General features: G+C 73.5%; 12 protein-coding genes and 1 pseudogene. 4 read left to right on the forward strand and 9 right to left on the reverse strand.

Going from position 1 to position 10,283, the window contains the following annotated elements; all coding sequences use genetic code 11:
- The 7 genes from CKO13_RS07855 to CKO13_RS07885 all read right to left on the reverse strand — a co-directional run.
- Positions 1-337: type II secretion system F family protein (locus CKO13_RS07855; RefSeq protein ID WP_200259132.1), on the reverse strand; the 337-nt coding region annotated here is incomplete at its 3' end.
- The gene (locus CKO13_RS07860) at positions 334-1,455 is read right to left on the reverse strand and encodes a GspE/PulE family protein (protein ID WP_200259135.1); all 1,122 of its coding nucleotides are present in this window, start codon (positions 1,453-1,455) and stop codon (positions 334-336) included. The genes CKO13_RS07860 and CKO13_RS07855, both read right to left, overlap by 4 nt.
- Positions 1,456-1,542: 87 nt before the next feature.
- Positions 1,543-2,226, reverse strand: a complete 684-nt coding sequence (locus tag CKO13_RS07865; RefSeq protein ID WP_200259137.1) for a rhomboid family intramembrane serine protease — start codon at positions 2,224-2,226, stop codon at positions 1,543-1,545.
- A gap of 4 nt (positions 2,227-2,230) precedes the next feature.
- Positions 2,231-2,968: an OmpA/MotB family protein gene (locus tag CKO13_RS07870; protein ID WP_200259140.1), complete on the reverse strand. Its 738-nt coding sequence runs from the start codon at positions 2,966-2,968 to the stop codon at positions 2,231-2,233.
- Positions 2,969-2,986: 18 nt separating this feature from the next.
- Positions 2,987-3,844, reverse strand: a complete 858-nt coding sequence (locus CKO13_RS07875) for a motility protein A (protein WP_200259142.1) — start codon at positions 3,842-3,844, stop codon at positions 2,987-2,989.
- 73 nt (positions 3,845-3,917) lie between these two features.
- A complete protein-coding gene (locus tag CKO13_RS07880; protein ID WP_200259144.1) occupies positions 3,918-4,355 on the reverse strand; it encodes a CBS domain-containing protein in 438 nt (145 codons plus the stop codon).
- 84 nt (positions 4,356-4,439) lie between these two features.
- On the reverse strand, positions 4,440-5,717 hold the full coding sequence (locus CKO13_RS07885) for a DEAD/DEAH box helicase (protein WP_200259146.1): 1,278 nt from the start codon (positions 5,715-5,717) through the stop codon (positions 4,440-4,442).
- A 150-nt stretch (positions 5,718-5,867) separates the two neighbouring features.
- Between CKO13_RS07885 and CKO13_RS07890 the strand changes: the two genes are divergently transcribed.
- Genes CKO13_RS07890 through hemL form a run of 4 tightly spaced genes read left to right on the forward strand, consistent with a single transcriptional unit; the run spans position 5,868 to position 9,329 of the window.
- Positions 5,868-7,142, forward strand: a complete 1,275-nt coding sequence (locus CKO13_RS07890) for an MFS transporter (RefSeq protein ID WP_200259156.1) — start codon at positions 5,868-5,870, stop codon at positions 7,140-7,142.
- A 37-nt stretch (positions 7,143-7,179) separates the two neighbouring features.
- Positions 7,180-7,350 carry a rubredoxin gene (locus tag CKO13_RS07895; protein ID WP_338034605.1) on the forward strand — a complete coding sequence of 57 codons (171 nt, stop codon included), beginning with the start codon at positions 7,180-7,182 and terminating at the stop codon, positions 7,348-7,350.
- A 15-nt stretch (positions 7,351-7,365) separates the two neighbouring features.
- Complete coding sequence (thiE, locus tag CKO13_RS07900; protein WP_200259149.1) at positions 7,366-7,995, forward strand: thiamine phosphate synthase; 630 nt, start codon at positions 7,366-7,368, stop codon at positions 7,993-7,995.
- 53 nt (positions 7,996-8,048) lie between these two features.
- Complete coding sequence (gene hemL, locus CKO13_RS07905; protein WP_200259151.1) at positions 8,049-9,329, forward strand: glutamate-1-semialdehyde 2,1-aminomutase; 1,281 nt, start codon at positions 8,049-8,051, stop codon at positions 9,327-9,329.
- Between the two features lie 80 nt (positions 9,330-9,409).
- On the opposite strand, the gene CKO13_RS07910 is transcribed toward hemL, so the two are convergent.
- Complete coding sequence (locus tag CKO13_RS07910) at positions 9,410-10,027, reverse strand: flavin prenyltransferase UbiX (RefSeq protein WP_200259153.1); 618 nt, start codon at positions 10,025-10,027, stop codon at positions 9,410-9,412.
- Positions 10,024-10,283 (reverse strand): annotated as a pseudogene (locus CKO13_RS07915) (UDP-N-acetylmuramate:L-alanyl-gamma-D-glutamyl-meso-diaminopimelate ligase); the annotation flags it as partial. The gene CKO13_RS07910 and the pseudogene CKO13_RS07915, both read right to left, overlap by 4 nt.

The following is a 10,283-nucleotide window of genomic DNA, read 5'->3' on the forward strand; positions in this document are numbered from 1 at the left end:
AGGCCGGTGCCAGCGCCGTGCCGGACTCGATGGCGCCGCGGGCGCGGCGCAGGCAGCGGCGCAGCAGCGGGTCGGACTCCTGGGCCGCCACGGTGCGCAGGGCCTGGTCCAGCGGCGCCCCGGTGGTGAGCACGGCGGCGAGCCGCTGCAGGGCGGCGGCCCGGCGCGCCGCGCCCCCGCGGGGACGGCGCGCCGGGGCGAGCTCGCGGTGGACGCGCAGGGCGGCGATCCCCCGCTGCTCGAGGGCGGCGCGCAGGGCGGCCGCCGAGTCGGCGTAGCAGGCGCCGCAGAGGCGCCGCCCCCGGCTGTCGACCCCCTGCCAGCGCAGCCGGCTCACGCCAGCGCCTCGTGGGCGGCGATCCGGTGGAGCTCGGCGGCGCTGGTCCAGCCCGCCTCGACCAGCCGCCAGCCGACGGTGTAGAGGTCCTCGATGCCCGCCGCGGCGGCGCGTGCGGCGAGCTCCCGCGAGGACTCGCCGGCGAGGATCCCCTCGGCGATGTCGGCGGTGACCGGCAGGGCCTGGAAGATCCCGCAGCGGCCGCTGTAGCCGTCGGGGCACGCCTGGCAGCCCGGCGCCGGCTCGCCCTCGCCGCCGGCGCCCTGGCAGTGCGGGCAGAGGCGGCGCACCAGGCGCTGGGCGATGACGAGGTTGAGGCTCGAGGCCAGGTCGTAGGGGGCGACGCCCATCTGGGTGAGGCGCTCCACCGCCGCCGGCGCGGTCCGGGTGTGCAGGGTGGAGAGGACGCGGTGGCCGGTCTGCGCCGCCTTGACGGCGATGTTGGCGGTCTCGGGGTCGCGGATCTCGCCGACCATGATGACGTCCGGGTCCTGGCGCAAGAAGGCGCGCAGCGCCTCCGAGAAGTCGAGCCCGGCGCGGCGGTTGACGGCCACCTGGGTGACCCCGGGGACCTCCATCTCCACCGGATCCTCGACGGCGCAGATGTTGCGCTCGGCGGTGTTGAGCCGGCGCAGGGCGGCGTGGAGGGTGGCGCTCTTGCCCGAGCCGGTGGGGCCGGTGACCAGGATCAGCCCCTCGGGGCGCTCCAGCGCCTGCTCCAGGGCGCCCCGGGCCTCGGCCGCCATCCCCAGCTCCTCGATCTCGCGCGGGCCCTGCTGCTCGAGCAGGCGCAGGACCAGCTTCTCGCCGTGGATGCTCGGGCAGGTGGCGACCCGGAACTCGACGGGGCGGCCCTCGCCGTCCTGGCCCTGCAGCCGCCCGTCCTGGGGGCGGCGGTGCTCGGCGACGTCGACGCCGGCGAGCAGCTTGACCCGGGCGGCGATGCGCTCGCCCAGCCCCGCCGGCGGGGGCTTCGCCTCGCGCAGGAGGCCATCGATGCGCAGCCGCAGCCGGTAGCCGTCGCCCTCGGGCTGGAGGTGGATGTCCGAGGCGCGCCGCCGGACGGCCTCGGCGATGATCCGGTCGACGGACCGGACCGTGGCGCGGTCATCGTCCATGAGGGGCAGCTCCGTCCGTGGAGGTTGCCCCCTCAGCCTACCGCCGGCGCCGCGGGCTCCGCCAGGGGGCGGCGGCAGCGGCGGCGCCTACCAGTAGAAGCGCGGCCGGCGCGGCTTGATGGGGAGCAGGCCGCGCCAGTACTGGATGGCCAGGAAGCCGAAGACCATCCCGCCGAGGTGGGCGAAGTGGGCGATGCCGGCCCCGGTGCCCGTCATCCCGGCGTAGAGCTCGAAGGCGCCGTAGCCGATGACGAAGTACTTAGCGCGGATGGGGATCGGCGGGAAGAGCAGCATCAGGCGCTGGTTGGGGAACATCATGCCGAAGGCGAGGAGGATGCCGAAGACCCCGCCGGAGGCGCCGATGGTCGGGTAGATCTGGCCCTCGCCGGCGGCCTGGGTGGCGACGAAGAGCTGGACGAGCCCGGCGCCGATGGCGCAAATGGCGTAGTAGGTGGCGAAGGTCCGCGAGCCCCAGGCGTGCTCGACCTGGACGCCGAGCATCCACATGGCGAAGAGGTTGACGGCCAGGTGCAGCAGGCCGCCGTGGAGGAAGGCGTAGGTCGCCAGCTGCCAGATCTGGAAGTCGGGGACCCGCCCGGCCATGAGCGGGCCGACCTCGCCGATCTGCAGGGGCCAGAGGCCGAAGACGGCGATGAACAGCTCCGGGCTGATCAGCGTCTGCAGGGCGAAGACGGCGACGTTGGCCGCCAGCAGGAAGCCGATGACCGGCGGCAGGCTCGAGAGGGTAGGGGGTTGGCCGCTGGGCTGCATGGGCTCACTCCACGACGGGTAGCTCATCGGGCAGGTCTTGGAAGTCCTCGTCCGGGCCGAGGTGGAGGGTGATCTCGACGCGGCGGTTCTCGGCGCGCCCCTCGGCGCTGCCGTTGCTGGCGATGGGGCGGATCTCGCCGTAGCCGATGGCGCGCATGCGCCGCTTGTCGATCCCCTGCTCGCTAAGGTAGCGCAGGACGCTGCTCGCCCGGGCCGCGGAGAGCTCCCAGTTGGAGGGGAAGCGCTCGGTGGTGATGGGCCTGTCGTCCGTGTGCCCCTCCACGGAGAGCCGCGCGCCGGTGCGCTGGAGGATGGGCACGAGCTCGTCGAGGGCCCTCTCGCCCGAGGCCTGCAGCTCCGCCTCGCCGGTGCTGAAGAGCACGGCGTCGTCGAGCCGGAAGGTGAGGGTCTCCTCCTCGCCGACGGCCTCGATACCCCGCTCGCGCAGGGCCTCCGGGAGCTCGACGGACTGCTCGCGGATCTGCGGCTCGCCCTCGAGCACCCCGTCCCGGCCCTCGAGGATGCCCGGCGAGCCGTCGAGGACCCCCGCCCCCTGGCTGGTGCCCTCCTGCTCGGACTTGTCGCCGAGGATGGCGAGCAGGATCACGAAGACGATGAGCAGCAGGGTGATCACGTCGAGGTAGACGAGCAGCCAGCTCTGGTCCTCCTCCTGCTGGCTCTCGGCCTGGATCTCCCGCGTGGCGGTGCGGGTGCGCCGGGCGCTCGGGCTGTCGTCGCTCAACGCCGGTCCCCGGGCGCCCTAGCGCTGCCCGCTCCCCGACTGCTCGCCGGCGGCGGCCGCGGCCACCGCGCTCTGGCTCGACTGCTCGAGCTGCTGGATGAGGTCGGGGTCGCGGATCTCGTCCTTGTACTGCGCGATGAAGGAGTAGAGGGTCTCGCGCATGAGCGTCGGGTTGCGCTTCTGGCACATCAGCGAGATCCCCTGCATGATCATGTTCAGGGTCACCAGCCGCTGCTCGGTCCGGCGCTCGAGCTTGACCGCGACGGGCTTGAAGAAGAGGTTGGCGAGCAGGATCCCGTAGAAGGTGGTCAGCAGGGCCACCCCCATCTGCTGGCCGATCTGGGCGATGTCGCCGTCCTCGAGGATGAACATCATGTTGATCAGGCCGACGAGGGTGCCGATCATCCCGAAGGCCGGCGAGAAGCTGGCCATGGTGCGGAAGATCGCCGCCTCGGCGTGCTCCTTGGCGCGCAGCCGGCTGATCCGCCACTGCAGCAGGTCGAGGATGTCCTCCTCGGGGGTGAGGTCGATGACCAGCTGCACCCCGGTGCGCAGGAAGGGGTTGGCGACGCTCTCCAGGGCGTCCTCGACGGCGCGCACGTCCCCCTTGAACCACAGCTGCGAGATGTGGATCAGCTCCTCGAGGTCGTCGCGGGTGTAGACGCGCTCGTTGCGCAGGACGATCCAGACCAGCCGGAAGACGCGCAGGACCTCGTCCATGGGGTAGGCGAGGAAGGTCGCCGCCAGCGTCCCGCCGAGGACGATGGCCAGCCCGGGGAGGTTGAGGAAGGCGGCGGTATCCTGCGCGGCGACGAGCAGCACCGAGCCGATCAGGGTCAGCCCGCCGATCATGCCGACGAGGGTCGAGGGGTTCATGCGCCTGCCCCGCTGCCCGGCCTCGGTGGGGTGCCGCTCGCCATGCCCGTGCGCCTCCTTGCCGGTCCGCCGCCTAGCCCTCGGCGGGGCTCGTCGCGTCGTGCAGCGCCCGGAGCAGGTCCTCGCGGGCGATGACGCCGACGATGCGCTGCTGCTCGTCGATCACCGGGAAGCCCTTGGTGCGCAGGTCCACCATTCGCTGCAGCACCCGGGTCAGCGGCAGCTCCGGGGAGACGGTGACCGGCTCGCGGGTCATGATCTCCTCGACCCGGCCCTCCATGATCGCCTCGTACTGCGGGACCATGGCCTGGGTGGTGAAGGTGAAGGCCTTGAGCAGGTCGAGCTTCGTGGCCACCCCGAGCAGCCGCCAGTCGGCGCCGATGACCGGCACGCCGTTGAAGTCGTGCCGGTCGAAGAGCGCCTGGAGCTCGTGGAGCCGGGTCTCCGGGCCGACGGTCTGGGGGTGGGCCGTCATGTAGTCGCGGACGCAGTAGCTGAGGAAGTCGTACATGACGCGATCCTGGTCTCGGCTGGTGGGCTGCGTGATCGCAACGACTATGGCATGGCGCGGCGATGGCGCGCCAGGCCGTCGCCGTCAGCGCGCCGGCCGGGCGCCGCTGCGCCGGCGCGACGGCCGCTTCCCGCCGCCCGGGCGCCGGTCCTTGGAGCGCTGTGCCCGGGGCGTGGCCTTGGGGGCGGCGAGCTCGGCGAAGTACTCCGCCGGCGGCCGCTGCGAGGGGATCTTCTCCTCGAGGTAGGCCTCGATATCCGGCAGCGAGAAGACGTACTCGTCGCAGGCGAGGGTGACGGCGTCGCCGCTCTCGCCGGCCCGGGCGGTGCGGCCGATGCGGTGGACGTAGTCCTCCGGGCTCTGGGGGAGGTCGAAGTTGATGACGTGGCTGACGTCCTCGATGTGCAGCCCGCGGGCGGCGACGTCGGTGCCGACGAGCACCGGCAGCTCGCCGCTGCGGAAGCGCTCGAGGAGCTGCTCGCGCTTGTCCTGCGGGATGTCGCCGGAGAGGACCGCCGCCTCGATGCCGTTGCCGCTGAGGTAGCCGACCAGCCGCTCGGCGGCGCGCTTGGTGTTGACGAAGACCAGGCTGCGGCGCGGGTCGATGTGGCGGAGCATCCCCACGAGGAAGGAGGTCTTGTCCTCCTTGGAGACGTGGTAGAGCGTCTGCCGGACGCGCTCGACGGTCCGCTGGCCGGCGTCCTCGACGGCCACCCGCGGCGGGTCGCCCATGTGCTCCCAGGCCAGCTCCATGACCCGGTAGGAGAGCGTCGCCGAGAAGAGCAGGTTGAGCCGCTCCGCCGCCGGCGGCATGCGCCGCAGCAGGTAGCGGATATCGTCGATGAAGCCGAGGTCGAACATGCGGTCGGCCTCGTCGAGGACGACGACCTCGATGCGCTCGAGGCTGAAGACCTTCTGCTTGTAGAAGTCGATGATCCGCCCCGGCGTGCCGATGACGACGTCGACGCCGGCCCGGAGCTGCTCGCGCTGGGTCTCGTAGCCGGTCCCGCCGTAGACCGCGGCGAACTCGAGGCCGGTGAAGGCGCCGATCTGCTCGGCGTCGCGGTGGATCTGGGCGGCCAGCTCGCGGGTCGGGGCGAGGATGATCGCCCACGGCCCGACGGCGTCCTCCTCCACGGGATGGGTCATCAGGTGGTGGAGGGTCGCCACGAGGAAGGCGGCCGTCTTGCCGGTGCCGGTCTGCGCCTCGCCGGCGATCCCCTCGCCCTGGAGGGTGCGCGGCAGGGTCGCGGCCTGGATGGGGGTGCAGTAGGTCAGCCCGAGCTCGTCGAGGCCGTCGAGGACTGCATCGTGGACGGGAAGGTCGGTAAAACGCTGCTCACTCAGATGGGTCTCGCTCATAACCGCCCAGCATAGCGCAGCGGCGCTGCTCCCGGCTAGCGCCCCGTCGCCGAGGCGCTCGTGCTAGGCTTGCCCCCATCCCCGGAGAGGAGCCGAGCCGTGATCTGGGCGACGAGCAGGGCCTCCCGGCGCGAGGTCTTCGGCTGGGCGATGTTCGACTTCGCCAACCAGGCCTACATCCTGCTGATCATCACCGTCGTCTACGGCGACCTCTTCACGCGGGTGATCGTCGGCGACGCCGGGGACGGCTACCGGCTCGGCAACCTGCTCTGGAGCGCCGCCCTCGCCCTGAGCAACCTCGCGGTGGTCGCCAGCGCCCCGCTGCTCGGCGCGGTCATGGACTACGCGGCGGCCAAGAAGCGCTTCCTCTTCGCCAGCTACCTCGCCACCGTGGCCGCCACCACGGCGCTGTACTGGGTCGAGCCGGGGGATATCGCCCTCGGCTTCCTGCTCATCGCCCTGTCGAACTACGCCTACTCCCTCGGCGAGGCCTTCGTCGCCGGCTTCCTGCCCGATATCGCCGCCCCGGCCGAGATGGGCCGGGTCTCCGGGCTCGGCTGGTCGCTCGGCTACCTCGGCGGGCTGTGCGCCACGGCGTTCACCGTCCTCGTGCTCGGCGAGGTCAGCGCCGCGAACTACGAGCGCATCCGCTGGGTGGGCCCCTTCGCCGGCGGCTTCTTCCTGCTCTGCGCCGTGCCCACCTTCCTGTGGCTGCGCGAGCGCGCCCGCCCCCGGCCGCCGGGGCGCGGCTACCTCCGCGCCGGGGCGGCCCAGGTGGCCGGGACCCTCCGCGGCGTCGGGCGGCTGCGCGACCTAGCGGTCTTCCTCGTCTCCCTGCTGCTCGCCGCCTCCGGGCTGGCCATCGTCACCTCCTACGCCTTCATCTACGGCGCGCAGGTCATCGGCTGGGACGAGCAGGGGCGCGTGGCCATGTTCATCGTCACGCAGCTCGCCGCCGCCGCCGGCGCCGTCGCCTTCGGCCTGCTCCAGGACCGGCTCGGGGCCAAGCGCACCTACCTGCTGACGCTGCTCCTCTGGATCGGCGCGATCCTCGCCATCTGGCGCACCCCGGCGCTCACCGAGGCCCTCAACCGCGCCTTCGCCCTGGGCTGGCAGGCGCAGGATGTCTTCCTCGGGGCGGGGTGCCTCGCGGGCCTGGCCCTCGGCTCCTGCCTGTCGGCGGGGCGGACGCTGGTCGGCCTCTTCGCCCCGGCGGGGCGCTCGGCGGAGCTCTTCGGCTTCTGGGGGCTGACCCTCAAGCTCGCCGCCGCCATCGGCCTGCTCGGCGTCGGCACCCTGCAGCTCGCCGTCGGCCTGCAGCCGGCGATCCTCCTCTGCGCCGGGCTCTTCGTCGCCGCCTTCCTCGTCGCCCTGGCCGTCGACGAGCCCCGGGGTCGGGCGCACGGGTGTGCTCTGGTAGAGTAGCCCCGAGACGTCCCAGGCAAAGAGGGAGGAGACGGCCGTGGCGCAGCGCAGCTGGATGTGTACCGTTTGCGGCTGGATGTACGACGAGGCGCAGGGCGTGCCCGAGCTCGGCATCGAGCCCGGCACCCCCTTCGAGGACCTGCCGGAGGACTTCCTCTGCCCGGAGTGCGGCGCCGGCAAGGAAGCCTTCGAGCTGGCGGCGGACTAGGGGGAGGGCGTAGCGATGGCGAAGGAGGCATCGGCCCTGGCCGGGATCTACGCGGTCACCGAGCCGCGCGAGGACCTCGCCGAGGCGGTGGCCGCGGCCCTGCGCGGCGGGGTGCGGGTGGTCCAGTACCGGGACAAGGGCGGCGACCACGCCCGGCGCCTCGCCGAGGCGCGGCGGCTGCGCGGGCTCTGCGCCGAGCACGGGGCGCTGCTCATCGTCAACGACGACCCCGAGCTGGCCGCCGAGGCCGGCGCCGACGGCGTCCACCTCGGCGCCGACGACCCCGACGTGGCGCAGGCCCGGCGGCGGCTCGGCGAGGCGGCGTGGATCGGGGTCTCCTGCTACGCCGACCTCGAGCGGGCCCGCCGGCTGGTCGCCGCCGGCGCCGACTACGTGGCCTTCGGCAGCGTCTTCCCGTCGCCGACCAAGCCCGAGTCGGCCCTGGCGCCCCTGGACACCCTCGCCGCGGGCCGCAGGGCGCTCGGCTGCCCGGTGGTCGCCATCGGCGGGATCAACCTCGAGAACGTCGCGCAGGTGGCCGCCGCCGGGGCGGACGCCGCGGCGGTGGTCAGCGCCCTCTTCGCCGCCGACGACCCGGAGCGGGCGGCCGCCGAGCTTGTCGCGCAGTGGCGGCGCAGCCGCTAGCACCGAGCCCCATTGAGTCAAACGAGAACAGGACCTTAAGGAGAGGAGCACCCATGCAGCGCACCCACGAGCTTTTCCAGCAGGCCCGGGAGCTGATCCCCGGCGGCGTCAACTCCCCGGTGCGCGCGTTCAAGGGGGTCGGCGGCGAGCCGATCTTCTTCGAGCGCGGCGAGGGGCCGTACATGTGGGACGTCGACGGCAAGCGCTACGTCGACTACGTCAACTCCTGGGGGCCGCTGATCGCCGGCCACGCCGACCCCGAGATCGTCCGCCGCGTCCAGGAGACGGCCGCCAAGGGGCTGTCCTTCGGCACGCCGGTGGAGCTGGAGGTGGAGCTGGCGCGCACCCTCTGCCAGCACGTGCCCTCGCTGGAGATGGTGCGCCTGGTCAACTCCGGCACCGAGGCGACCATGAGCGCCCTGCGCCTGGCCCGGGCCTTCACCGGGCGGAACAAGATCGTCAAGTTCCAGGGCAACTACCACGGCCACGTGGACGCGCTGCTCGCCCAGGCCGGCTCCGGGGCGCTGACCCTCGGCGTGCCGGGCTGCCCCGGGGTGCCCGAGGCGGTGGTCGCGGACACCCTGGCGCTGCCGTACAACGACGCCGACGCCGTGGAGCAGTGCTTCGCCGAGCACGGCGGCGACATCGCGGCGGTCATCGTCGAGCCGGTGGCCGGCAACATGAACTGCGTCCCGCCGGTGCCGGGCTTCCTCGAGACCCTGCGCGAGGTCTGCGACCGCCACGACGCGCTGCTGATCTTCGACGAGGTCATGACCGGCTTCCGGGTCGGCCCGCAGTGCGCCCAGGGCCGCTACGGCATCACGCCGGACCTGACCTGCCTGGGCAAGGTCATCGGCGGCGGCATGCCGGTGGGCGCCTTCGGCGGCCGCCGGGACGTCATGGAGGGGCTCGCCCCCGTCGGCGGCGTCTACCAGGCGGGGACGCTGGCCGGCAACCCGGTGACCATGGCCGCCGGGCTGGCGACCCTGGAGCGGATCACCGCCGAGGGGGCCTTCGAGGGCCTGGAGGCGACCACCGCCGAGCTCGTCGACGGCTTCAAGCAGCGCGCCGACGCCGCCGGCATCCCGCTGGCCGTCAACCAGGCCGGCAGCATGTTCGGCCTGTTCTTCACCGACGACGCGCCGGTGACCCGCTTCGAGCAGGTCAAGGCGTGCGACCTCGAGGCCTTCAACCGCTTCTTCCACGCCATGCTCGAGGAGGGCGTCTACCTGGCGCCGGCGGCCTTCGAGGCGGGCTTCGTCTCCCTCGCCCACGACCGGCAGGCGATCCAGGAGACCCTCGACGCCGCCGAGCGGGCCTTCGCCCGCGTCTAGGGGGCAATCCCCCGGAAGGGTGCCGCCGCCGGGCCCCCCGGCGGCGGCACCGCCCGCCGTACAGCGCGGGCCGGCCCGTTTCAGCCCGGCCCGCTCCCGCCCCACTGCGGCCCGAGCCCGTGGGCGACCTCGAGGTGATCGAGCGCCCGGGCGACGACGAAGTCCACCAAGTCGCCGACCGCCGCCGGGCGGTGGTAGAAGCCGGGGCTCGCCGGCAGGACGGTGGCGCCCATGCGGGCGAGGCTGAGCATGTGCTCGAGGTGGATCGTGGACAGGGGGGTCTCCCGCGGCACCACGACCAGCCGGCCGCGCTCCTTGAGCACGACGTCGGCGGCGCGCTCGATGAGGCTGTCGGAGTGCCCGCCGGCCACCGCCGCGAGGGTGCCGGTGGTGCACGGGCAGATCGCCATGCGCCGCGGCGCCCCCGAGCCCGAGGCCAGGGGGGCGGTCCACTGGTCCTCGGCGTAGGCGCTCAGCGCCCCCGCCCCGAGCCCGAGGTGCGCCTCCAGGGCCGCGGTGAGCGCCTCCGCCTCCCGGGGCAGCTCGGTGTCGATCTCGAGGGCGGCGACGTGCCGCGCCGCCGCGGAGGCGAGGACGTGCACCGGCTCGCCGGCGCGGGCGAGGCACTGGATGAGGCGCAGCCCGTACTGGATCCCCGAGGCCCCGGTCAGGGCCACGCTGACGCCCTCCGCCCTCATGGTGCGCTCCTTCGCCGCAGGCCCTCGAGCAGGCGCTGGTGGATGCCGCCGAAGTCGCCGTTGCTCATCACCGCGATGCGGTCGCCGGGGCGGGCCTCGGCGAGCACCAGCGCCGCGAGGGCCTCGACCTCCGGCGCCGTGTGGGCGCGCTCGCCCAGCGGGGCGAGGGCGTCGGGGACCGACCACGCCAGCCCCGCCGGGGCGAGGACGAAGGCGTGATCGGCCCCCTGCAGCGCTGCCGCCAGCCGGTCGCGGT

The organism is Halorhodospira neutriphila (assembly GCF_016584055.1).
Lineage (GTDB): Bacteria > Pseudomonadota > Gammaproteobacteria > Nitrococcales > Halorhodospiraceae > Halorhodospira > Halorhodospira neutriphila.